The following is a 23,864-nucleotide window of genomic DNA, read 5'->3' as shown; positions in this document are numbered from 1 at the left end:
ACCATGAGCACCATCAGCGACCACGCCGCCGCGCACTCGCGCGCGCTGCTCGAACACGCCTACCAGCGCTACTGCGGGCTGGAGATGCTGGAACAGTCCCCCGGCCAGTGCACCTGCCGGCTGACCGTCAACGCCGACATCGACAACCTGAGCCAGACCCTGCACGGCGGGGTGATCTACTCGATGCTCGACGTCACCAGCATGCTCGCCACCCTGCCCTTGCTGGGGCCCGACGAGTACGCCCTGACCAACAGTTTCAACACCCTGCTGCTGTCGGCCACGCCGCGCGACACCGAGGTGCTGTTCCACGCCAAGGTGATCCGCGACGGCCGCAACCTGATGTTCACCCAGGCCGAGGCCTGGCGGATCAATGCCGACGGCAGCCAGACCCGCATCGCCAGCGCGCAGCTGAGCAAGTTCAGGCTCAAGCGGGAGTGGTGAAGGCGTAATCGCACATCACCTTCATTCGCGGGGCAAGCCCGCTCTCACACCCTCTGTGAGAGCGGGCTTGCCCCGCGCTCGTTTCCATGCGCTCTTTTCAACGCAAAGCCCCTCCCGATACATGACAACCTTAAGGGTAAAACCCTGATTATCTGCGCTTTTCACTCCCGCCCGATTGCTCAAGACTGCATGCCACACACATCACAGAAAGGATTCGCGCAATGAATCACAAGGTCCTGGTCATCCGCTCCTCGATCAAGTCCGACGGCGGCTTCTCCGGCCAACTGGTGGACAACTTCCTCAAGCAGCTCAAAGAGGTCAACCCCGAAGCTTCGGTGGCGGTGCGCGACCTGCACGCCCAGCCCATCCCGCACCTCAATGCGGTGACCATGGACGCCCTGTTCGGCGGTGACGCCAGCAGCATCGAGGCGGCCGCGGCGCTGAAGCTGTCCAACGAGCTGATCGAAGAAATCCAGGAAGCCGACCGCGTGGTGATCGGCCTGCCGCGCTACAACTTCGGCGCACCGTCGATCCTGCACACCTGGGTCGACTACATCGTGCGTGGCGGCGTCACCTTCACCTATGTCGACGGCGCCCCGGTCGGGCTGCTCGACGACAAGCCGGTGCACGTGCTCAACGCCAGCGGCGGCATCTACAGCCAGGGCACCGACACCCTGGCCGGCTGGCTGTCGCAGACCCTGGGCTTCGTCGGCCTGAACAGCGTCGAGTTCATCTACGCCGAAGGCCTGGGCATGGGCGAAGAGAGCCTGGCCGCGGGCCTGGCCGCCGCCAACCTGAAGATCCAGCACAGCATCGCCGCCCTCGGCGAGCGCCCATGCCCAAGCCTGGCCACCGCAGTAGGGAGATAAGATGACCCGCAGCCAAGACAACCCGTCGGTCCAGGAGCTGTTCCTCAGCGAACTGGTGGCCGAGCCCAACCGCTACCACCTGTACATCTCCCACGCCTGCCCGTTCTCGCACCGGGTGCACCTGGTGCAGAGCCTGCTGGGCCTGGAAGACGCGCTGGACGTAACCTCGGTGGCGGCCCGCCGCCACGACCAGGGCTGGGAGTTCGACGAGCACGACCAGGACCCGCTGCACAAGGACGTCACCCTGCTGTCGAGCCTGTACGAGCGTTCGCGCCCCGGCTTTGCCGGCAACCAGTCAGTGCCGGTGCTCTGGGACCGCCAGCAGAACCGCATCGTGCACAACGATTCGGCCGAGCTGGCGCTGCAGATGGCCACCCGCCTGCTGCCCCTGGCCAAGACCCCGATCGACCTGGTGCCCGACCGCTCCAGCTGCGACATCGTCGAGCTCAACCAGTGGCTGCACACCAACATCAACCGCATGGTCTACCACATGGGCTTCGCCCCGGACCAGGCGAACTACGACGAGGCCTACAAGCAGTTCTTCGCGGCCATGGACACCCTCGAGCACCGGCTGCGCAAGCAGCCGTACCTAGTGGGCGGCAAGCTGAGCCTGTCGGACCTGTTCCTGCTGCCCACGCTGATCCGCTACGAGGCGGTGTACTACGTGCACTTCAAGGCCAACCACAAGACCCTGGCCGAGTACCCCGCGCTGTACCAGTACCTGGTGCGCCTGACGCAGATCCCGGCGATCTACCGCACCATCGACATGGCGCATATCAAGCTGCATTACTACTACTCGCACAACCACATCAATCCGACCCGGATCGTGCCGCAGGGGCCGGCGTTGAGCTGGTTGAACTGATCCACCGCCTCACTCCGGCCTGGCCACGCCACGCGCGCTGGCAGGCCGGAACCACCACCCCTGCTGCATGCCGGCAGCAGCGAGCAGAATCAGCCCCACCCCCAGCCACTGCAACGGCGCCAGGCGATGGTCGAAGGCCACCCAATCGACCAGGATCGCGGCGATCGGGTAGATGAACGACAACGCTCCGGTCAACGCCGTGGGCAGGCGCTGGATAGCGCTGTACAGCAACACATACATCAACCCCGTGTGCACGATGCCCAGCGTGACCAGGCTGCCGAGCGCCGGCAGTTCACCCGGCAGCCCACCCAGCTTCACCCAGGGCGCCAGCAGCAAGACGCCGGTACTCACCTGGATCAGGGCGATCAGGTGCGGCGGCGTGCCGGTCAGACGCTTGATGATCAGCGCCGCCACGGCATACAGAAACGCCGCACCCAGCGCCAAGGCGATGCCCTGCAGGTACTCGCCACCACTGGCCTGCCCCGCGCCATGAGCGCTGACGATGGCCAGCATGCCGAGGAACGCCACGCTCAGCCAGGTGAGTTTGGCCAAGGTGATCTTCTCGCCCAGGAACAGCGCCGCCAGCCCCACCAGCATGAACGGCTGGACGTTGTACACCGCGGTGCCGATGGCGATCGATGCCCGCGAATAAGAGGCGAACAGCAGTACCCAGTTACCGACGATCGCCACCCCGCTGACCACCGCCAGCAGGAAAGTCGCACGGGTCAGCACGCCCGGTTTGAGGAGGCCCATGGCCGCGCAGATAAGCAGCAAGGTGCCTGCACCGAACACGCAACGCCAGAACACCACCTCCAGCACCGGCTGCCCGGACACCAGCACGAACCAGCCGATGGTCCCGGAAATCAGCATGGCGGCGATCATTTCCAACGAACCACGGCGCAACGAATTGTCCATCTCACACCTCCAGTCGACGATGGGCACAGTATGCGGAGGGTTGAGGCTGACCTTCCAGCGGATAACCAAGGCAGATCAGTAACTGCACCTTTACTATCAAGGCAAATTTGGAAAATCACCTAACGAGGTAGCCATGACCGATGACATTGACCAGTTGCTGATCAACGCCCTGATGGAGGACTCGCGCCGCTCGCTCAAGGCACTGGCGCAGATCAGCGGCCTGTCGGCGCCCAGCGTCAGCGAGCGCCTGCGCCGCCTGGAGGAGCGCGGCGTGCTGCGCGGCTACACGGTAGAGGTGGACCCGCGCTGTTTCGGCTATCAGTTGCAGGCCATCGTGCGCATCCGCCCGCTGCCGGGGCAGTTGCAGGAGGTGGAACGGCAGATCGTCGCCATCCCCGAGTTCACCGAGTGCGACAAGGTGACCGGCGAGGACTGCTTCATCGCCCGCCTGCATGTGCGCTCGATGGAACAGTTGGACACGCTGCTCGACCGCCTGAATGTGCTGGCCGAGACCAATACCGCGATCATCAAGAAGACGCCGGTGAAGCGGCGGTTGCCGCCGATGGACTGAGAAGGTCCGGCAGTGCAGACGTCAGCCGACGCATGTTTCAGCCGGAACACGCACCGAACGTGTCCAGAAGTTGATCGACAGCGACGTACTCAACGAAGTGACTTGATGAAACCAGCCTTCAGGCAAGAACAGCAGGTCGCCAGGCCTCAGTCGAACGGGCAGGAATTCCACATTCCGGGCTGTCGGGAAATCCTCCCAGTTCGGCTTGTCCGGATTGAAATCACATCCTTCCAGGCCGCCATCCGGTGAAGTCGCCCAACTGCCCAAGGCCTCGCGATGATGCGGTGCGGCCAGCAGCATCGATTTCTCACCCCACACCTGGGCAAACAGATTGTCGCTGTCATCTCGGTGAAGTGGCGTCAGCGTGCCCTTCGGGCCCAGCCAGAACCTTGGCGCTATATACTGTGCCCGCTCGAACAACTCGGGAAACCGGATCAGTTGAAGCCATTGCTGCGGTACCTGATTGTTTCCCATGTACACAGCGGGTTCGTCACCGGTCGGCCCACTCGCCTCTTCCATCCCGGCGACGAAATCCACCACCCTGGTGGCCTTGAACTCACGCTCGGAAGAGAACGCATGGTCGGCGTAGTGCCCGTGCCGACTGATGCCCTGTACGTCGGCAAAATGCTCCAGGGCTTGCCCCATCGACATCTTCGCCAATGGCCAATCGTCGAGTGCCGAGCTAAGCACCAAGGGTTTGCCGGCTGCCCGGTAACGGGTTGTGAACTCGTGTACCGAAAGCTGTCGCGCGGTACGCCGCTCGATCCCGCCACGCATGTCCAGACGAGCCGATAATTGCTCGCTGAAGCGAGGGCGAGCCGGGTAGCGGCGGTCCATTTCCACCCGTTCCCCATCGCCGCCATGCAATGCTCGACTGACCAGGCGCGGAAGCAATGTCGCCAGCCCGAGGCGGCCGTCGATTTTCAGCTGCCCTTGGGCAAAGAGCGCTTCGATATCGGACTGCCCCTGCATGATTGCGAGAAACACTGACGTGTCCATGGCGATGGTCACATCTGCCTGTGAATGCATGCCCGCATGAACCTGGGTGCAAGCCGGCGCACGCACCCAGAAGTGTTGCTGCCCGGAAAACACGAACTGGAAGGTACCGGCAACCCCCACTTCATTGGCTCGCGCAAACAATGACGACAGCGCGGATTGCACTAACATGTCGACCTCCGATCAAGTCGCTTCAGGCTACTTTGCGAAGACAGTTCCGTGCCCACGCGTCACACCCTCCATTTCGGAGCGTTCGGCCAGTGCGCCATCGAACGAGATCAACCTGTCCGTCGTGGCTTTCCAGTCGGCCAGACGGTGATAGGCATTGATGAACCAGCTGAGATTCTCGCAAAGGTTGCCGAACGCCGAGTTGATCTGCATGACGTCACCAAACTGGATGGCACCGGAAAAGAAGCGCGGAACCGCCAGCAGGCTACTGAACACCAGCGAGAGCTGGCTGTAACTCTCGGTGAACAACGAAAGACGCATCTTCACGCGGATAGTGCGGCGCATGTTGGCCAGGCTGACATCGAGCTTTTCACTGATGCGGTCTTTTTCGCCATTGCGGCCTGACTGATCCCCCTGCTCGCAGGAGTGGTCCCGGAAACGGATGAGGAAATATCGCAGATCCGCCTCGGAACGCTGTTGATTATTGCTCAAGGAGACCAGTTTGAAGCCGATTTTCTGGCTGATGAAGGTGCCCAGCAGCGCGTAGAAAATGGCAGCCCAGAACATGTAGGCGGGGATATTCAAGCCCCACAGTTGCGCACCGCCTGAAATACCGATCAACACCACGCTGAACGAGACCACGCTGGCCAGGGTGTAGAACAGGCCACAGGCCAGGTCGATGGTCTCGAACGTGAACTTATTGATGTCTTCGGCAATGCGCTGATCGGGATTGTCAACCTGCCGCTCGATCTGATCGGGACGATTCGATTCGACGACCCAGGCAGACAAGTAGTGATTGGTCAGCCAGCGACGCCATCTCAGCGCGAAGACGTCGACCCAATAGGTAATCAGCACCGAACGAAACACCGAGAACAGCACAATGGCAATGAACACCAGCACCAGTCGATAGAAGGAGTAGGCATCGAGTTCTTGAATGGCATTATAGAAGTGCTTGTACCATTCATTGATCGCCAGTGCGGTGGCCACCGCCAGAAGGGACAGCACCCCCAATGCCAGCAGTGAGCACCAGGCGAAAAGCTTTTCTTCACTCTTCCAGTACAACGACACCAAACAAAAAGTTTTACGAAAAAATGACGACTTTTCGGAGGCGCCATTACCCCCACTGGAAAATTTCGAGTTCATTGACATCACGGAATATAAATTAATTATTAGCGGAGCCTGTATTGCCCCCAATAAAAACTCTGAACGGACTGTCTGACCGTCGCGCACAGGGTCATCACACTAAAAGTACATCTAACAAAATCCACCACGCTTTGCGATCACACCGATGACACCGGCAACCGCCAACTTCCCCTTGACGACGTATTCCACGATACACCACAACCCTCAGGCGCGTTTAACTTTACCCTTTTCCCCGGCCAACACACGAAGCGTCAGCGTTATCGCCAATGCCATCAACGTGTACTTCATGTAAATATTAATCATCCAATAGTCGGCCGCTGTCCCCACCGCTATTCCGATCGATATCGTCACGACCATGACGACGAGAGAGTTCATGGGCACATTCCAGATCACCTATTTCTGATGCCACGTATTTACGTCGGCAGAATGGCTTAAAGCCACTACTGATGCTAAGTCTATCGCCAGCGTACCGCTCCCGACACCCTACAGGTGTAGGGATGGCGCGGGGCCGTTTGCCGCCCCAAATCGAAAGGAAGCTCAAACACCCAGCATTTCGCAGCTATTTCAGTCTCTCCCGACCCTGCGGGCGGGCAACCGTTCAAGATTGACCGGACTGCCTGCACTGATGGTGGGCCATTGAAAGCATTTCGCAGTCACCCTGTTTTTGCACACCTGCAAGGCACTTTAGCCTTACAGGTGAGCCGCATCACCCTCTAAAAAAATTTAGACAATGACGGGTGAACAAAATAATAAATCAACAGGTAGATTACCGGCACTGATATCAGCCCCAGCACGCCCTCAGTATTCCAGCCAAGCTTGATTTTCAGGAGACCGGCCATTTTTTTGAAAAGCACCGCCAACAGCAAGGCCAACACCAAGTCCAAAACATATATCACCCTTACCTCCGATCTGCGGGTATTGATTTAACTTGTCATCATGAAGAAAGAGGCGACCTCATTTCGAGGCCACCTCTGTCACAACAAACGCTTAAGCGCCAGTCGACGCGCTACCCCAAAGTCTTGACCCATTACCCGCAATCACTCCGCCACCAAAGCCCAGTGCCGTCCCCGTGGCAATACCGCCAATACCTACAGGTCCGGTGGCAGCTCCCACCAGCGCGCCAACCCCTGCCGCTATCGCCAGGTCAGCTGCATTGATACTTCCACCACCGGTTTGGTTACCCAGATAGGTAGCAACTCCAGCCACTGCCCCGCCTACAGCCCCAACCGGACCAAAAGCGCCAGCCACCATCTCGAGCTCTTCTGCTGTGATATCTCGCATTGTTACAACTCCCTATGATTTCATGGAAAAACGTTTGGCATTTACCCTTTGGTACACGCGCGAATCCACTTGTCGTACAGCAGCGATCAAAGCGCCCAGAACCCCAAGCGCCCCAAGCTCGCCGCCAGACGCAATCGCGCACGGTGCCAACCATTCAATGCAGCAATATGCTCCTGCTCCGCCATTGCATAGGCGGAAGAAGCATTGAGCAGCTCGATCATGCTGCCCACTCCAGAGCGATAACGGCCCTGGACCACGCTCAGGGCGAGCATTGCCTGCTCGACCCACTCGGCGGTTCTGTCCAGCGCCTGGGTCTCGATACCCAGGGCCTGGTAACTGGCCCACAGCTCCAGCGCCACTCGCTGCCGTGCATCGGCCAGTTCTGCTTCCTGGGCCTGCACCCTGGCCCGGGCACCCCGAACCTGATAGGTGCGCCCGAACCCTTCGAACAGCGGGATGCTGACCTGAAGACCAACGCTGTTGTCACGGATATGACTATCGCCGTTGTAATCCATGGCTTGATGGGTCTTCACATCCGACAGCGAGGCAATCAACGACAGCGATGGGCGGCCGGCAGCCTCGCGTTCGGCAACGGCTGCCTTTGCCGCCTCCAGTTTCGCCTTGGCGGCGATCAACGCAGGGTGGTCGTTGCCCGCCTGCTCGAGCAGTGCATCCAGGCCTTTGACGAAAGCGGTATCCGGCCGCCGTGTCAGCGTTTGCGCCAGCATCAGCCGCGCCTGCGGAGCCAGCCCCATGCGCAAGGCGATCTGGCCTTTGGCATCGCGCACCGCCCCCTGGCCGCGGACCAGATTCAGGCTGGCCTGCGAGTAAGCGGTCTGCGCCTGGAGGCGGTCGCTCAGCGCGGCGGCGCCGGCGTCGAACTTGGCGCTGGCATCCTTGAGGTTTTCCGCGGCCAGCGCAGCAACCTGCTCGGCGGCCCGCTGCCTGTCCTGAGCGGCCAAGGTGTCGTAGTACAGGCTGGCTGCCTGCACAAAAGCCTCCTGCAAACGCTCATCCTGATTGGCATTGGCCGCCACCAGCAACTGCCGCGCATTGCGCAGGTCGGCTTCACGCCGGCCGGAATCGAACAGCACCCAGCTCAGGCCCAGACGATGGTCGAGCCGACGTTGGCGCCCCTGAACCGAGGCGTCCACCGCTTCATAATGGCTGTCGTTGCGCCCACGGCTGTAGGTGGCTGTGGCATCCAGCCTGGGCAGGTACGCCGCCTGCGCAACCCCGACCTGCGCCGCCTGAGCCTTGGCCTGCGCCCAGGCCTGCCGGGCCTGGGGGTCGTGGCACAACACCCGCTCGACCATGACCTCCAGGCTGAGCACCTCCGGTAGCGCCCCATCCACGCAGGCCGCACCCAGGCCTGAGCCTTGGAGCACGGCGGCAGGCGCCACGGCGTCGGCGGTCGAGAACACGTCCAGTGCAGCGGCACAGGGCGCCCATATGCACACAAGCACCAGCAGGCAACGATTGAAAACTCCTGCACTCATGGCGTGACAGCTTCGTCCAGGTCCGACGACACGCTCGCCACCCGCTGATCAAGCACCACCCGCCCCGCCTCGAGACGCACTACCCGATCTGCGGAGGCGATCGTCTCGGCACGGTGGGCAACAATGATTCGCGTCACATCGAGTGCACGCACCGCCGCATTGACACACTGCTCGCTGGCCACATCGAGATGACTGGTGGCCTCGTCGAGAATGAGAATGTCCGGCCGCCGGTACAGTGCCCTGGCCAGCAGCACACGTTGTTTCTGCCCGCCCGACAGCACCGTGCCCATGTCGCCCACCAGTGTGTTGTAGCCCATCGGCATGGCCGCGATATCGGCATCGATGGCGGCCATGCGCGCGCATTCCATGGCCCATTCCAGGTCGGGGCTGGTTTCGAAGAACGTGATGTTGTCCGCGAGCGAGCCGGCGAACAGGCAGTCGTCCTGCATCACCGTGCCGATCCGCCCGCGCCAGGACTCCAGATCCAGCTGGCGCAGTTCATGCCCTGCCATGCGTATCTGCCCGCTGGTAGGCGGCAATACCCCCAGCAGCACGTTCACCAGGGTACTTTTGCCACATCCGGAGGCCCCGGTGATGGCCACGGACTCTCCGGGAGCAATGCGCAGGTCGATGCCATCGAGCACCAGCGGCTCATGCTCGGAGTAGCGGTAGCTGAGGTTGTGGACTTCGATGCTCATCCGCCCGGCTGGCCAGTTCACCGGCTGGGACGCATCGCGCTGCTCCTCGGGCGGTTGCAGGACGATGTCAGCCAGACGCTCGCCCTGCAAACACAGCATATGCAAGTCGAACAGGTGGTCTACCAGGCTCGCCACACGGCTGACGAACTGGCTCTTGTACGCCACGAACGCCATCAACACGCCAACGGTGAAGTGGTTGTCCATCACCAGCGCAGCGCCAAAGCCAATGGTGCAGAGGTTTTCCAGGCCGAAGATCAACGCATTGAGCTGGGTATAGAGCAACTGCAGTTTCTGCGTGCGCAACCCCGCGTTGATCTGCGCGACCAGCAGCCCCAGCCAGGTGGAACGCCTTTCGCCTTGCCGCTGGAACAGCTTGAGCGTGCGTATGCCGCGCAGGGTTTCCAGAAAGTGGCTCTGCTGGCGGGCCGCATGCACGATCTGCTCCTCGCTGGCACGGCGCAGCGGGCCATACCACGCCCAGCGCACGCCGATATAGGCCACCATGGCCAGTACCGCGATCATCGCCAGCAGCGGGCTGTAGAGGAACATCAGGGCCAGGGTCGCGATGGTCATCAGGCCATCGAGAATCGCCGAGAAGAACGCGGCGGTCAGCGTATGCTGGATTTGATCGACAGCCCCGAAGCGAGACACCACATCACCCAGGTGGCGTTTCTCGAAGTACTGGATCGGCAGGCGCAACAGGTGGCTGAAGACGTTCGCCCGCCATTGCACGCTCAGCAAGGTGCTCATGTGCATCATCACCCAGGCCCGCGTGGCGCTGACCAATTGCTGCATCAGCAGCAACAGGCCGAAGCCGATCATCAGCGTGCTCAGCAAGTCGCGGTCCTGGGTGACCAGCACATTGTCGAGGGTCCATTGCAACAGGAACGGGCTGACCAGCGAAAACACCTCCAGCGCCAGCGCCAACAGCAACACCTGGACCAGGCCGCGGTACAGCCCGCTGACGCGGCCGAGCATTCTCGTCAGGCCGAGCCGAGGCTTGGCAGCCTGCGCTTCGAAGCCCGGCTCGGGCCAGACCTCCAACGCAACGCCGGTGAAACATTCGCTGGCCTGGGCCAGGCTCAGTTGCCGCACCCCCTGCGCGGGATCATGCAGGGTCAGGCGCTGCCCGTTGACAGCCTTGAGCACCACGAAATGGTTGAAGTTCCAGTGCAGCACACAGGGCAGCTTGAGCTTGTTCAGCTCGCTGAGCTCCAGCCTTACCGCTCGGGTGCCCAGGTCGAGGCGCTGCGCAGTCTGCATCAGCTGCCTAAGGGTGATGCCTTTGAGCGAAACACTGAACTGCCGGCGCAGCTCCATCAGCGTCGTATGGTGGCCGTGCAGGCCAGCGATCATGGCCAGGCAGGCGAGCCCGCACTCGGTGGCCTCGGTCTGCAGGATCAACGGCAGGCGGCGCCCCAGCGTCGGGGTGATGGCGTCGATGTAGTTCATGCATGCATTCCTAGAGCTTGCCGGTCAGACTGTAGAGCGGTTCGAGTACCCACTCGTAGAGTCGCCGGGTCTCCTGCAGGACATCCGCCTCGACCAGCATGCCGGCCTGCAAGGGCCGGGATTCACCGTAAGCGAGCACCGACTGCTGCTCGATCCCCACGCGGATGCGATAGATCTGTTCGCCGTTGCCACCCAGGCCCGGCACGGTCCCGACCACATTGGCAAGCTCGGCGGCCGAAAGCGTCGTTCTGGACACGGAAATCACCTGGCCATGGTGCTGGCCGAACTTTTGGTAGGGGTAGGCCTGGTAACGCAGCAACACGGCATCACCCGCCCGGATAAAGCCTATGGCCTTGCTGGGGGCATACAACTCGGCTTGCAGGTTGGCATCCGCCGGCACCAGGCTCATCAACGATCGCGAACTGTCCACGACCTGCCCCGGCTCGGCCAGGATGGAAGTGGCCACGCCTTCCTGCGGCGCCGTGATGACCAGTGAGCGCTTGGCTTCGCTCTCGATCAGCGCCTGCTGCACCGACGACAGGGAGCGGCCGATGCTGGCCAGCTGATTGCCGTGTAACGCGGCCAGCCCGGCCCGTTCGTGCTGGCGCTCGACCAACTGCTGCTTGAGCACCGTGGACTCGCGCACCAACCCCTGCAGGCTCCGGCGCTGACCAAGAAGCTCGGCCTGCCGCTGCTGCAACTGGTCCATGGAGATGTAGCCCTTGTCCATGAGGCCCTGGTAACGCTCCACCGCATTGCTGGCCAGTTGCACAAGCCGCTGCTGGCTGGCGATTTGCTGGGCCAGCGTGTCCAGCTCCTGAGTCAGGCTTTGCAATTTGCTGTCCAGGCTCAGCCGCGCTTCGACTTGCAGTTGCTGCTGCTTGCGCAGCTCTTCCTCCAAGGAATGACGCTGGCGCTGGAGCTGATCGCTGACCTCTGCCTGGACAGGCCCCGAGTCGACCGAGCGCTCACTGGAAATCAGCAACAACCGAGCCCCTTGCTCTACCAGCTGACCCTCTTCGACGAAACGCTCCAGCACGACACCGTACTGCGGTGCGTGTATTTTCAACTGCCCGGATGACGGCACCAGTTGACCCGGGACTGTGCTGCGCCGGGTATAGCTGCCGTAGAAGAAAAAACTCACGACCATCGCCGCGAGCAACAACGCCACGAGTGTCATCACCGTGAACGAAACGGGCCGGACCAGCACGATGTCACCCAGCCAGTTGGTCTGTCGCGCGGCCAGCGCTTCGTGTCGAAACAAGGGGGCCTTACCTGTCACGCAGTCATCCTTTTTTGGCCGGGCGTCATGCTCCCGGCTCAACCCCACAGGGCCAATCGCGTCAAGAGGTCGCCCTCGGTGGCCGATAAGAAATGGGCCTGCGCACTAAATTTTTGACCTGACCGTTCGTCCCACCCCACCATGAGCAGGACAGCACATACAGCCACTCGATTTTTACCATCCGCCGCCTGACAGTCGGCAACTGCAACACTAAGGGAACATGCGTTGAACATCACGGAACGAGAACATGACGTCATTCATTGCTTATCAAAAGGATTGACCAACAAGGAAATCGGGCAACAATTGGGTATCAGCCAGCACACCGTCAGAGACCATTTGTCTTCGGTATTCAAGAAATTGAATATCAGCAGCCGTATTGAACTGGCGATTCTCATCAATGCGTCTAAAGTTCCTGCGCACAATGCTTGATTATCCACACTCTTGAAGTTCAGGCCATCCTACACCTGTAGGGTGGCACTTTGGCATGATCGTGAGGTATAAACAGTCACTGCCCCGCCAGTTCGATACGCTGACTGGCCACTTCGGCAGCCACCTGCCCACCACTGTCGAAACTACGCTTTCCCGATGAACGCCCCAGACAATAAAGCGGCTCAACTCAATGAGCTGCACGAAGTATTCGTCCCTTTCGACGCCGTACTTATCGAAGGCTGTGAAGTTGTTTATCTCAACGAGTCGCTGTGCCAACAACAGACTTCGGATGACGTACTCGCTTCTTACAGTTACTTGATCAAGCCCGAGGCCGTGCCGCGGTGCGACAGCGCACCGCGCAAGACCTTCATGGCTGAACGCTATGGCGGCGACGGTATTCTCAGCAACGGCGGTGGCGCGCGCTGCGGGTTCGATGGCACCTGGCAACTCAAGGGGCTGGGGGCCAATGCCCTGGTCGGTCATGATGTCGACGCGGGCCACGGGGATGGCAACCTGTCGCTGACCACCGCGCTCTATGAATCGATCTGGGCAGAGATCATCGAGTCGGTGCTGCCTTTCGGGGCGACGCGCACCGTGGCCATCCTCGACACCGGCCTGACCTATGACACGTGGAAAGGGGCGTTGAAACGCGGCCTTCTCGTGCGTCAGCCGGTTGTGCGCCCCGCGCATTTCATCAGGTCCGTTTATTTCAGACAGAAGCGCCTGGATGGTTTGGGCGAGGATGCGCTGCGGGTAAAACAGGCCATTCACCGACTTGTCGAATTCCTCCCCGCGGCACCAGGCTCGACCGCCCAGATGCCCGCACTCGAACGACGCCTGCAAAGTGGCCTTGTTGAACTGGCCGACCGCTATGCCGAGCAATTCGCGGCTGCGCGGGCAAAGCACATCATCCATTTCAATGTCAGCGCATCCAATGTTTCACTTACAGGCGGCTGGCTGGACCTCAGCGGTATTTGCCTTTTCACTGACGACGCTATACACGACCGCTCCAGCATCGACCGCTTCAATACCGAATACCTGCCCGCCGTGCAAAGCCTGCAAAGCCTGTGTTACTACCTGGGCAAATATGCGGTCGTGACAGGCGACGTTTCGCTATGCCTTTGGCAAACCACTGCGGAGCACTTTACCCAACGCTACAACCACTACCTGCACCTGTATCAGGTGGCTCAGGCCGGGTTCCCGCTCTGGTTGTTGCGCGCGGTGGAAAATGCCCCGGAGTTCACCGCCTTTGCCACGGCACTGCACCGTGCTCTGGAACTTGACCAGTTCACGGTCACCTGCATAGCCGACGCAGTAGGTTGGGACGGATATGAACGCTGGAGTGGAGCGCTCTTTCACGCCCTATTGACCAGCCTGGACCAGGACACTGCAGCAGCCGGCCCAGCCTGGCTGGCGAGCAATACCACCCTGGACGCTCAACTGCGCTCAAGTTACGGTCAGCTGTTTGACAGGGTTGCACAGGCGGCTGGCGATCACGGCATCGACCGCCGGCACTTGCACCTCGCCCTGCTGATCAATGCCACGCGGCTGAACCGCAGCCACCGCGTGCTGCATGAGCTGCAAAGCCAGATCGATGCCCTCGACGAGAAACCGGACGGTGACCGAAGAGCGGCCCTGCATGCCTTGCAAGACCACGCGCTGCTGGCGGCTCGCTTCAACCTCGGCCATGAACAGCCGGACGCCCTGCCGTTCTGGTCAACTACCACGCTGACCATCAGCTTCAACCCTGAAACCGGCCGCTTCACCTTAACCGGGCGCGCTACACAAGCGCTGACCCTGGAGGCGCTGCTGGCCGAGGCCGATGGCGATGAAGAAATCAGACAAGCATTGAACTTCTACCCTGGCCTCGCGAGGTGAAAAGATGACCAGACATTACAACCTGCAGACCAACTGCCGGGATACCAAGCTCAATGACAAGGCGGCGATGTTGGGCCATGCGGCCATGGTCATGGCCTGCTGCCGACGCTCTTCAAGCTTCCAGATACGCACGTTGTACTACTGGCTCGCACCCGCTATCGAGCACGCACAGATCATCATGCTCTTCGATTCGTCATCTACCCCCCGAGGTTTTCTCATCTGGGCGCACCTGGCGCCCGATACCGAACAACGCTTTGTGCAGGACCCGAATTTCCTGTTGCACCCCAGCGAGTGGAATGAGGGGGGACGGGCCTGGGTGATCGATTTCTGCTTCCCTGGCGGCGCTGTCAAGGAAGCGCTTGCCATGTTCCGGAAGCATTTGCGCGAAGCCGGCGTCAGCCAGATTTCCTGGGCACGCAGACGCGCTGACTATTCGATCCGGCGCGTTGGAAGCTGCAGGACATGAATGTCCTGGCCGGAAAAAGGATCCACTCGCATAAATAGTTGTACACACAAACGTCACCATTGGTGCCATTTTTGTGTGCACTTTCACAAGGTAACGCCCCAATAAGTTACACATCAATCGTTGTAAAATTTGACCAAATGATCAACTAATTCAACATCATAAAATTTAAACCTGTTCATTTGGTCAGTTTATAATCGACTACTTTCATTAACTTACCTACCAACTAGATCATTTCGAAATAAAAGCTACACCGCACTCCGATTCCCTCTGGCATGGAACTGGCTTTTGTGTGTTCGTGTTTTGTATACAAATTCAACAAAACATAAATACACAAGAACCCGCAGCGTCGCCCCGTCGGCGACCGTTGCGCCCAGAACCCAGTGATGCCAACGCCTGCACCGACGAGATGGCGAGCCCGTGCGCCAGCGCCCGCTCATCGCAGTCACGCGCATCAGGAGCCGCCGGAATGAGTAGCAGCCTCCCCCTTGCCCCTGAACTTTCCGTTGCCAGCACCCAACCCTCGACCACCAGCCTCGAAGGCCACCCGGCCGACCTCGAACTGAGCCCACGCCTGCACAACCGCGACCTCGCCCCGACCAAACTTGAGGGCCGCCGCTGGGGCGGCTACAGCATCTTCGCGCTGTGGACCAACGATGTGCACAACATCGCCAACTACTCTTTCGCCATGGGGCTGTTCGCCCTGGGCCTGGGCGGCTGGCAGATCCTGCTGTCGCTGGCGATCGGCGCGGCGCTGGTGTACTTCTTCATGAACCTGTCCGGCTACATGGGGCAGAAGACCGGCGTGCCGTTCCCGGTAATCAGCCGTATCGCCTTTGGTATCCACGGCGCGCAGATCCCGGCGCTGATCCGCGCGGTGATCGCCATCGCCTGGTTCGGCATCCAGACCTACCTGGCCTCGGTGGTGCTGCGTGTGCTGCTGACGGCGGTGTGGCCGCAGGTTGCGGCCTTCGATCACGACAGCATCCTCGGCCTGTCGAGCCTGGGCTGGGTGTGCTTCGTGGCGATCTGGCTGGTGCAGCTGGTGATCCTCGCCTACGGCATGGAAATGGTGCGCCGCTACGAGGCGTTCGCCGGACCGGTGATCCTGCTCACCGTGGCCAGCCTTGCCGTGTTCATGTACTTCAAGGCCGATGCGCGCATCGCCTGGTCGGTGGCCGAGCCCCTGAGCGGCTACGAGATGTGGCGCAACATCTTTGCCGGCGGCGCGCTGTGGCTGGCGATCTACGGCACCCTGGTGCTCAACTTCTGCGACTTCGCCCGCAGCTCGCCATGCCGCAAGACCATCCGCGTCGGCAACTTCTGGGGCCTGCCGGTAAACATCCTGGTGTTCGCGGCGATCACCGTGGTGCTGTGCGGCGCACAGTTCCAGATCAACGGCCAGATCATCGACAGCCCGACGCAGATCGTCGCCAGCATCCCCAACACCGCGTTCCTGGTGCTCGGTTGCCTGGCCTTCCTGATCGTCACCGTGGCGGTGAACATCATGGCCAACTTCGTTGCCCCGGCCTTCGTGCTCAGCAACCTGGCGCCGCGACACCTGAACTTCCGCCGCGCCGGGCTGATCAGCGCCACCCTGGCGGTGCTGATCCTGCCCTGGAACCTGTACAACAGCCCGCTGGTGATCGTGTACTTCCTCTCGGGCCTGGGCGCCCTGCTCGGCCCGCTGTACGGCGTGATCATGGCCGACTACTGGCTGCTGCGTAAGGGCCGTATCAACGTGCCCGAGCTGTACAGCGAGAATCCCGCCGGCGCCTACCACTACACCCGCGGCATCAACCTGCGCGCCGTGGCCGCGTTTATCCCGGCCGCGCTGCTGGCCATCGTCCTGGCCCTGGTACCCAACTTCCACGGTATCGCGCCGTTCTCCTGGCTGATCGGTGCCGGTATCGCCGCCGCCGTCTACCTGCTGATTGCGCCACGCCACCGCCAATACCTCGATGTCAGCGGCGAATGCATCGCCGTCGACCACAGCAGCCACTGAATTCAGGGAGATCCGTCATGCGTATTCTGATCGCCAACGTCAACACCACCGCCGCCATCACCGAAGCCATTGCCGAGCAAGCGCGCAGCGTGGCCGCGCCCGGTACCGAGATCGTCGGCCTGACCCCGTGGTTCGGCGCCGAGTCGGTGGAAGGCAATTTCGAAAGCTATCTGGCCGCCATCGCGGTGATGGACCGGGTGCTGGCCTACGACCAGCCCTTCGATGCCGTGATCCAGGCCGGCTATGGCGAGCATGGCCGCGAAGGCCTGCAGGAGCTGCTGGATGTGCCGGTGGTGGACATCACCGATGCCGCCGCCAGCACGGCCATGTACCTGGGCCACGCCTATTCGGTGGTGACCACGCTGGACCGCACCGTGCCGTTGATCGAGGACCGCCTGAAACTGTCCGGGCTGTACGAACGATGCGCCTCGGTGCGCGCCAGCGGCCTCGCGGTGCTGGAGCTGGAAGCCGATCCACGGCGTGCGGTGGAAGCCATCGTCGAGCAGGCCGAACGCGCCGTGCGCGAGGACAAGGCCGAGGTGATCTGCCTGGGATGCGGCGGCATGGCCGGGCTCGACGAGCAGATTCGCCAGCGCACCGGGGTGCCGGTGGTGGACGGCGTGAGCGCGGCGGTGACCATTGCCGAGTCACTGGTGAGGTTGGGGTTGAGCACCTCCAAGGTGCGTACCTATGCCACGCCGAGGGCGAAGAAGGTGGTGGGCTGGCCGATGCGCTTCGGGCGCTGAAAGACTCGGCGCCTGCTTAGGCCCTATCGCCGGCAAGCCGGCTCCCACAAGACACTGCAGCCCTTGTGGGAGCCGGCTTGCCGGCGATAGGGTCAGCTTCGTCAGCGCAACAGCCTCGCCAGCCGCTCGCCACTGCCAGACGCCAAGGTGAACCCCAGCGCGCCATGCCCCAGGTTCAGCCACAGGTTGCGATACCGCGTGGCCTCGATGATCGGCACCCCGGTCGGCGTCGCCGGCCGCATCCCCGCCCACTCCACCGCCTGCCCATAATCAGCGGCCCGCGGCAGGGTCTCGCGCGCCAGCCGGCGCATGCTCGCGAGCCTGCCGGCGTCCACCGCCTCGTCATAACCGACGATGTCCACCATCGCCGCCACCCGCAGTTGATCGTCCAATCGGGCATAGACAATCTTGCGTTCGTAGTCGGTGATGCTCACCTCGGGCGCGCGGTGCGTGGCACCGACCGGCGCGGTCAGGCTGTAGCCCTTCAGTGGGTAGACCGGCAGTTGCAAGCCGGGCAAGGCCAATCCGGCGCTACGGTGCCCGGCGCTGAGCACCAGGCGCTGCACCTCCAGCTGCTCACCGCCCAACTCCAGCGCGGCCACGCGATCATCGCGCGCTATCAGCCGGGTCACCGGCCGCCCCAACAGCAACCGGCACTGCCCTGAGGCCTGCAGGCGCTCGGCCAGGCGCAGGCAGAAGCGGTGACAGTCGGCGACCTCCTCGTCTGCCGTGAACACGCCGCCCACGAAAGGGGCTTCGCCAAGCGCCGGGTCGAGCCCGCGCAGATCGGCGGCATTGAGGACCCGTTGCGTGTCGGGGTCCAGCAGGTGTTGGCGACCGTGCTCGAATGCGCGCTGGGTTCGAAACGCGACCAGCTTGCCATTGCGTCGCCAGGCGAAGCCATCGAGGCCGTCCTCTTCACGCCAGCGGGCGAGTACGGCCTGGCTTTGCAAGGCCAGATCCAGCAACTGGGCGGCATTGCGCCGATTGACCCGGGTACGGCAGGCCATGACGAAGGCCGCCAGCCAGCGCCACTGCGCGGTATCCAAACGTAGCCGAAGACGTAGCGGCGAATCGCCGCGCAACAGCCAGCCCAGCGCTTGCCATGGCACCCCGGCATCAGCCAGCGGCGCCACGTAGCGATATGACAACTGCCCACCATTGGCGAAGCTAGTCGCGCTGGCCAGAGTATCGCGGGCTTCGACCAGGTCGACCTGCCAGCCTTCGCGCACCAGTGCATAGGCCGTGGCCAGCCCGACCACGCCGCCACCGATCACCGTTACCCGCTCCATCGGCACATCCCTGCCCAGCCCAGAAAGCCAGACAGTAACAGCAGGTCAGGTCGGGCAGCCAGGCTCGCCGTTATCCAGGCCCTGACGCACGTTACGGCTGAGCAGGGTCGCCTTGCCATCGCGCCAGGCCAGCGTCAGCACGTACAGGGAGTCGAAATCGTCGCGATGCCAGTCCTCGGTGAGCACCCGGTCTTCGCCCAGGGCCTTGCCGGCCACGGTGTTGATCAGCTCGGGCAGATACCCCCGGGACCAGGCCGTGTAGACCGTCGCATTGCGATACTTGTCACTGAGCAGTTCGTCGGCCAGCGCGGCTGTATCATTGGCGCCGTAGTCGATATTGACCGGTAAACCGAGGCGGATTGCGGCGGGGCTGATGGTCATCAGCGGACGGATGTAGCTGTAGCGCTCGTCCTGGCTGCCCTCCTCGACACCTCGTGAAGGGTTGGCGGCGAAGACGTAGTCGGCATCGCCGAAACGCTCGGGCAACAGGGTGGCCAGGTCCAGGGCGCGGTTCAGACCCTGGCAGTTCAACTGCCCGAGGCCCTCGCCGGGTTTCTCGGCGTGGCGCAGGAATACCAGGGTCTGGGTCCCGTCGACCGGCTGCGCCCGGCTCTCGACCACATCCAGGGCCAGCGGCACGGCGGCGGCAACAAGCGTCAGGCTCAACAACAGGTGGCGGCGACGGCGAAGGAAGGCTGGCAGCTTCATAACAGGGCGGACTCTATGCGGCACTGGATATCGGGTTGCCCCGCCACATGTCCCTGTCGTGATCGCCATCCTTGGCAGCGAGTGAGGCTCAGAGTGCCTACGGCCCGTTTGGTTCCTCCCTGACTGCACATACCTTCCCTGGACAATCAGTACCTTAGCGCATCGGTGTTGCTGAATTATTGCGCGCGGTTCAGTCGTCGCGGGTCAGCACTTCCAGCAATTCGATCTCGAAGGTAAGGTCCGAATTCGGCGGAATCGCACCGACCGAGCGTTCGCCATAACCCAGGTGCGCCGGTACCTGCAGCTTGCGCTTGCCACCCACGCGCATGCCCATCAGGCCCTGGTCCCAGCCCTTGATCACCCGCCCGGTACCGATGACGCACTGGAACGGCTTGCCACGCGCCCATGAGGAATCGAACTCGCTGCCGTCGGCCAGGGTGCCGCGGTACTGGGTGGTGATCAGCGCACCCTTGACCACGGCCTTGCCGTCGCCTTCCTGTAGATCGATGACTTGCAGTTCACTGCTCATGGCAGGTTCCTCGAAACGATTTTTCGTGGCCGCCGTTTTCTCAGGAATGCGCAGGTTTGGCAAGACGAGCCGTGTCAGGTGGGGGCGAACTGATCGAAGACCTGTTGACCGGTGAGGTTGCTGGTTTCGTTCTTGAAGCAATACCAGGCGGGCTGTTCGTCGACGAATATCTGCTCGGTAAAGCGCCAGTCACCCTCGCCATCAAGCAGGCCGACCGGTACGACGTACATGTCGCTCTCTTTCAGGCGGTAGAACAGATGCGTGCCGCAATGGCCGCAGAAGCCGCGCTGGGCCCAGGGAGAAGAGTCATAGGCGATGGGGGTCGGGCCTTCGATGGCTGGGGGCTCGGTGCATTGCACTGCCAGTAGCGGGCCGCCGGTCCATTTGCGGCACATGCTGCAATGGCAAGCGCTGACATGGTTATCCTCGAGTTTGACACTCAGTCGGGTTTTGCCGCAGAGGCAACTGCCTTGCTTTTCCAGTGACATGGCCCAGGCTCCTTGCTGTTGTTCTCGGGGACTTGGAGTATAGGGTCCGGCCGGTCAAGAGCAAGAACGCGTGTCGATGGGGCTGGGCGGCCCCGAAAAGCCATCGTCAGGCAGCACGCCCAATCGGATAGAACGTGCCTCGGCTCCAAACCCCAAGCCACTCCTCCCCGTCGATCTCGCGCGGCACCGCCAGTTCGACCAGCTGGTAGAACACGTTGCGATGGACCAGCGCTTCGAGATTGCCGCGCATCAGCACATAGGGCGAAGGCTCTTGGGTGACCGGATCGAGCTCGACCCGCAGCGGATGCTCCGGCCCGGCCTCGACCTGCTCCTCGACGTTGCTGGTGAAGCGCAATACCTGCTGCTCGCCACTGCCCTGCACGTCGAGCAACACAGCCACAAACGGCGCATCATCCACCGTGATACCGACCTTCTCCACCGGCGTGACCAGGAAGTAGTCGTCGCCATCGCGGCGAATGATGCTGGAGAACAGCCGCACCATCGGCTTGCGGCCGATCGGTGTGCCCAGGTAGTACCAGGTACCGTCACGCGCGATACGCATGTCGATGTCGCCGCAGAAATCCGGGTTCCACAGGTGCACCGGGGGTAGCCCCTTGTGCGCGGGGATCTGCGCCAGCAGATCGCTGGCCTTGCCGGAATCGCTCATGACTCGCTCGCTCAGTTGCTCATGCCCAGGAGGCTACGAGCGTACTCGCGCATTGGCGCGGCAAGCAAATCCTGTGGCGTATTATCGTGGAACGTCAACAAACCGCCGCGACTCTTGATCCTGGCCGTGTCTATCAGATAACGGGTGCTGGTCTCGATCAGCATCATCTGTACCACGCCACGGTCCCAGCCCAGGCGGTCGACGGCCTGCTCGTCATACCATTCGTCACCGTTGCCGATACGGTCGTCGGTGCGGGCGAAACGGGTGTACAGCACGTAATCGGCGCCGACCGAACGGGCTGCGGCGATCGCGTCTTCAAGCCCCAGGGGGCCTTGGGCACGGCGCACCAGCGGGAAGTACTCGACGAAACTCTTGAAGGCCTCCTCGGCCACTGCGTTCTGCCGTGGTACCGGCCCCTTGCCCGGTGGCACGAAGGCGCCCTGGCCGATGAAGATGAACGAATCGGGCTGCAAGCGGATCGACAGGGTACGGGTGGTGTCGCTGTGATCCAGCAGGCCCGCATCACTCATGTGGTAACGGACGCCCTCGCCCATATCGCTGACATTCATGCAGCCGCCCAACGCCATCAGCGCCAGCAGCAAGACCAGGCTACGCATCTTTCCTCCAGAAACCGGTGACGAAAAACCGGCGAATAGCCGCAGGATGCAGCTTTTGCGCCAGAGTCAGCCGCCGATCACTTTCATCACCATCACATCGCCGGAAAATGCCACCTCCTGCTTGTCTGCCAGGGCCTTCACCAGTAGCCGCTGCAATGCAGGAAGCGCTTGATGACGGGGCTTGTCGAGCAGGTCACCGACAAAATGACGGTTACTCGACGACAGGCAACCATGCAGCCAGCCGGTGGACGACAGGCGCAGGCGCGAACAACTGCGGCAGAATGGCACGCTCTCGTTGGCGATCACCCCGAAATGACCTTTGCCGGGAATGCTATAGCGCAAGGCCGTGGCATCCAGCGGGCGTGGCGCCTGTTCATAGGCATGGGACTGCCCGATCAGCGCCAGCAGTTGTTCCAGGCCTACGAACTGCTGCAGGAAGGCGTTGCCATCACGCGCCAGGTGGCCCATGCGCATCAGCTCGATGAAACGCAGCTCGTAGCCGCGCTCGAGGCAGTAGTCGAGCAGCGGCAGCACCTGGTCGAGATTCTGCCCGCGCATGGGCACCATGTTGACCTTGATCGCCATCCCCGCGTCACTGGCCTGGGCCATGCCCGCCAGCACGCTGGCCAGGTCGCCGCCGCGGGCGATGCGGCGAAAGGCCGTGGCATCGAAGGTGTCGAGCGAGACGTTGAGCCGGCGGATACCTGCGTCGCGCAGCAGCGGTAGCTTGCGGGCGAGCAACTGGCCGTTGGTGGTCAGGCTGATGTCTTCGAGCCCCAACCCGGCCACCGCGCCGAGGAAGGCCTCCAGGCGCGGGCTCACCAGCGGCTCGCCACCAGTAATGCGCAGCCGCTCCACCCCGGCCGCCTCGACCAGGTACGCCACGCCGCGGGCCAGGGCATCCGCCGTGAGCTCGTCCTGCGCCGCCACCAGGCGCTTGCCGTCAGGCACGCAGTAGGTGCAGGCATAGTTGCAGGCAGCAGTCAGGCTGACGCGCAGGTTGCGAAAGCGCCTGCCTTGACGATCGACGATCATGGATGACTCCGGCATGGATGAATCGGGCCGGCAAAACCTGACTCAAAAATCAGGTTTTTGCAAGCCTTCCTGTCGAAGCCTTGAAGCGAGGATGCCTGGCGAAGGTCGACAGGCATCGGGGGAACACCTTTAGTTCGCGCCTTCCGGGTCGCGCTTGCGCTTGTTGCCCATGCGCACGCCGATGTCCATGAGGAACTGGAAGAAGCCCTCCTGGTCCTCGAGCACGTTGCTCCAGAACGGCGAGTGATACAGCGCCACGGCGCCATGGACCAGGGCCCAGGCCGCGCAATAATGGAAGTAAGGCGGCACGTCCTCGAGCTTGCCCTCGCTGATGCGCCCCTTGATCAATTGCGTGAGGCGGTCGAAGTTGGAGGCACGGATGCTGTGCAACTGCTCGACCATTTCCGGCACCTGGTTGCCCTTGACCACCTTTTCTTCCAGGCGGTCGAACAGCCGGTAACGCTGTGGGTCACGCATGCGGAACTCGAAGTAGGCGCGCGACAGGGCTTCCTTGTCGCGGTCGACGTCAGCCGAGTGCAGCAGCGCGTTCAGGTCGCGCTCATAGTCGAGCATCAGGCGCAGGTAGATCTCCGCCTTGGACTTGAAGTGCTTGTAGATCGTGCCTTTGCCGATGCCCACGGCGTCGGCGATCATCTCGACGGTGACGCTGTCTTCACCTTGTTCGAGAAACAGCTTGAGCGCCGTGTCGAGGATCTCTTGTTCGCGACGGCGAAACTCACGGACCTTGCGAGGTTCTTTCTGCATAAGAAGGACTGGGATGACAATCGAAGCGGATTATTATGCCTAACTGGCGGCAAAATGCACGGATC

At 62.0% G+C, this 23,864-nt stretch carries 24 protein-coding genes; 9 read left to right on the top strand and 15 right to left on the bottom strand.

What is annotated here, in order from left to right; all coding sequences use genetic code 11:
• The first annotated feature begins 3 nt into the window (after window positions 1-3).
• The 3 genes from LU688_RS09080 (at window position 4) to LU688_RS09070 (ending at window position 2,172) form a co-directional block, all read left to right on the top strand.
• On the top strand, window positions 4-441 hold the full coding sequence (locus tag LU688_RS09080) for a PaaI family thioesterase (RefSeq protein ID WP_104444230.1): 438 nt from the start codon (window positions 4-6) through the stop codon (window positions 439-441).
• A gap of 221 nt (window positions 442-662) precedes the next feature.
• Window positions 663-1,310, top strand: coding sequence for an FMN-dependent NADH-azoreductase (locus LU688_RS09075; RefSeq protein WP_051555769.1), 648 nt, complete (start codon window positions 663-665; stop codon window positions 1,308-1,310).
• A 1-nt stretch (window position 1,311) separates the two neighbouring features.
• Window positions 1,312-2,172 carry a glutathione S-transferase C-terminal domain-containing protein gene (locus tag LU688_RS09070; RefSeq protein ID WP_094010625.1) on the top strand — a complete coding sequence of 287 codons (861 nt, stop codon included), beginning with the start codon at window positions 1,312-1,314 and terminating at the stop codon, window positions 2,170-2,172.
• A 9-nt stretch (window positions 2,173-2,181) separates the two neighbouring features.
• Here LU688_RS09070 and LU688_RS09065 read toward each other — a convergent pair whose 3' ends face one another.
• Window positions 2,182-3,087: a DMT family transporter gene (locus LU688_RS09065; protein ID WP_094010626.1), complete on the bottom strand. Its 906-nt coding sequence runs from the start codon at window positions 3,085-3,087 to the stop codon at window positions 2,182-2,184.
• Window positions 3,088-3,220: 133 nt separating this feature from the next.
• Here LU688_RS09065 and LU688_RS09060 point away from each other — a divergent pair, with 133 nt between their 5' ends.
• Window positions 3,221-3,658, top strand: a complete 438-nt coding sequence (locus tag LU688_RS09060) for an Lrp/AsnC family transcriptional regulator (protein WP_094010627.1) — start codon at window positions 3,221-3,223, stop codon at window positions 3,656-3,658.
• A 21-nt stretch (window positions 3,659-3,679) separates the two neighbouring features.
• Here LU688_RS09060 and LU688_RS09055 read toward each other — a convergent pair whose 3' ends face one another.
• The 6 genes from LU688_RS09055 to LU688_RS09030 form a co-directional block, all read right to left on the bottom strand.
• Window positions 3,680-4,825 carry a cupin-like domain-containing protein gene (locus LU688_RS09055; RefSeq protein WP_094010628.1) on the bottom strand — a complete coding sequence of 382 codons (1,146 nt, stop codon included), beginning with the start codon at window positions 4,823-4,825 and terminating at the stop codon, window positions 3,680-3,682.
• A gap of 27 nt (window positions 4,826-4,852) precedes the next feature.
• Window positions 4,853-5,965, bottom strand: a complete 1,113-nt coding sequence (locus LU688_RS09050) for an SbmA/BacA-like family transporter (protein WP_160291072.1) — start codon at window positions 5,963-5,965, stop codon at window positions 4,853-4,855.
• A 204-nt stretch (window positions 5,966-6,169) separates the two neighbouring features.
• On the bottom strand, window positions 6,170-6,340 hold the full coding sequence (locus tag LU688_RS09045) for a hypothetical protein (protein ID WP_158659542.1): 171 nt from the start codon (window positions 6,338-6,340) through the stop codon (window positions 6,170-6,172).
• A 992-nt stretch (window positions 6,341-7,332) separates the two neighbouring features.
• Window positions 7,333-8,745: a TolC family protein gene (locus tag LU688_RS09040; RefSeq protein ID WP_094010631.1), complete on the bottom strand. Its 1,413-nt coding sequence runs from the start codon at window positions 8,743-8,745 to the stop codon at window positions 7,333-7,335.
• Entirely contained in the window at window positions 8,742-10,895 is a 2,154-nt protein-coding gene (locus LU688_RS09035) for a peptidase domain-containing ABC transporter (protein WP_094010632.1), read from the bottom strand. The genes LU688_RS09040 and LU688_RS09035 overlap by 4 nt, the downstream gene beginning before the upstream one ends.
• Window positions 10,896-10,905: 10 nt before the next feature.
• The gene (locus LU688_RS09030) at window positions 10,906-12,159 is read right to left on the bottom strand and encodes an HlyD family secretion protein (RefSeq protein ID WP_177182891.1); all 1,254 of its coding nucleotides are present in this window, start codon (window positions 12,157-12,159) and stop codon (window positions 10,906-10,908) included.
• 243 nt (window positions 12,160-12,402) lie between these two features.
• Here LU688_RS09030 and LU688_RS09025 point away from each other — a divergent pair, with 243 nt between their 5' ends.
• The 5 genes from LU688_RS09025 (at window position 12,403) to LU688_RS09005 (ending at window position 17,698) form a co-directional block, all read left to right on the top strand.
• Window positions 12,403-12,606 carry a response regulator transcription factor gene (locus tag LU688_RS09025; RefSeq protein ID WP_094010633.1) on the top strand — a complete coding sequence of 68 codons (204 nt, stop codon included), beginning with the start codon at window positions 12,403-12,405 and terminating at the stop codon, window positions 12,604-12,606.
• Between the two features lie 156 nt (window positions 12,607-12,762).
• Window positions 12,763-14,484 carry a hypothetical protein gene (locus tag LU688_RS09020; RefSeq protein WP_094010634.1) on the top strand — a complete coding sequence of 574 codons (1,722 nt, stop codon included), beginning with the start codon at window positions 12,763-12,765 and terminating at the stop codon, window positions 14,482-14,484.
• Between the two features lie 4 nt (window positions 14,485-14,488).
• Complete coding sequence (locus LU688_RS09015) at window positions 14,489-14,950, top strand: toxin-activating lysine-acyltransferase (protein WP_094010635.1); 462 nt, start codon at window positions 14,489-14,491, stop codon at window positions 14,948-14,950.
• A gap of 466 nt (window positions 14,951-15,416) precedes the next feature.
• Window positions 15,417-16,952, top strand: coding sequence for an NCS1 family nucleobase:cation symporter-1 (locus LU688_RS09010; RefSeq protein ID WP_094010636.1), 1,536 nt, complete (start codon window positions 15,417-15,419; stop codon window positions 16,950-16,952).
• 17 nt (window positions 16,953-16,969) lie between these two features.
• On the top strand, window positions 16,970-17,698 hold the full coding sequence (locus LU688_RS09005) for an aspartate/glutamate racemase family protein (RefSeq protein ID WP_023631315.1): 729 nt from the start codon (window positions 16,970-16,972) through the stop codon (window positions 17,696-17,698).
• Between the two features lie 101 nt (window positions 17,699-17,799).
• Here the strand turns inward: LU688_RS09005 and LU688_RS09000 are convergent, their stop codons facing one another.
• The 8 genes from LU688_RS09000 to LU688_RS08965 all read right to left on the bottom strand — a co-directional run bounded on the left by LU688_RS09000 (window position 17,800) and on the right by LU688_RS08965 (window position 23,799).
• The gene (locus tag LU688_RS09000; RefSeq protein WP_094010637.1) at window positions 17,800-18,990 is read right to left on the bottom strand and encodes a D-amino acid dehydrogenase; all 1,191 of its coding nucleotides are present in this window, start codon (window positions 18,988-18,990) and stop codon (window positions 17,800-17,802) included.
• 45 nt (window positions 18,991-19,035) lie between these two features.
• On the bottom strand, window positions 19,036-19,698 hold the full coding sequence (locus LU688_RS08995) for a histidine phosphatase family protein (protein WP_094010638.1): 663 nt from the start codon (window positions 19,696-19,698) through the stop codon (window positions 19,036-19,038).
• A gap of 190 nt (window positions 19,699-19,888) precedes the next feature.
• A complete protein-coding gene (locus tag LU688_RS08990; RefSeq protein WP_023629100.1) occupies window positions 19,889-20,227 on the bottom strand; it encodes an FKBP-type peptidyl-prolyl cis-trans isomerase in 339 nt (112 codons plus the stop codon).
• 74 nt (window positions 20,228-20,301) lie between these two features.
• The gene (locus LU688_RS08985; RefSeq protein WP_094010639.1) at window positions 20,302-20,715 is read right to left on the bottom strand and encodes a GFA family protein; all 414 of its coding nucleotides are present in this window, start codon (window positions 20,713-20,715) and stop codon (window positions 20,302-20,304) included.
• Between the two features lie 106 nt (window positions 20,716-20,821).
• Window positions 20,822-21,382, bottom strand: a complete 561-nt coding sequence (locus tag LU688_RS08980; RefSeq protein ID WP_094010640.1) for a DUF1285 domain-containing protein — start codon at window positions 21,380-21,382, stop codon at window positions 20,822-20,824.
• Between the two features lie 11 nt (window positions 21,383-21,393).
• Window positions 21,394-21,999, bottom strand: a complete 606-nt coding sequence (locus tag LU688_RS08975; protein ID WP_104444235.1) for a DUF4823 domain-containing protein — start codon at window positions 21,997-21,999, stop codon at window positions 21,394-21,396.
• Between the two features lie 66 nt (window positions 22,000-22,065).
• The gene (locus tag LU688_RS08970; RefSeq protein WP_094010641.1) at window positions 22,066-23,034 is read right to left on the bottom strand and encodes a GTP 3',8-cyclase MoaA; all 969 of its coding nucleotides are present in this window, start codon (window positions 23,032-23,034) and stop codon (window positions 22,066-22,068) included.
• A gap of 129 nt (window positions 23,035-23,163) precedes the next feature.
• Complete coding sequence (locus tag LU688_RS08965; protein WP_023630645.1) at window positions 23,164-23,799, bottom strand: TetR/AcrR family transcriptional regulator; 636 nt, start codon at window positions 23,797-23,799, stop codon at window positions 23,164-23,166.
• Window positions 23,800-23,864: the final 65 nt, after the last annotated feature.

Source organism: Pseudomonas soli (genome assembly GCF_021283165.2).
Classification (GTDB): Bacteria; Pseudomonadota; Gammaproteobacteria; order Pseudomonadales; family Pseudomonadaceae; genus Aquipseudomonas; species Aquipseudomonas soli.
The sequence above is the reverse complement of the archived record's forward strand: the minus strand, read 5'-3'. Positions and strand labels throughout refer to the sequence as shown.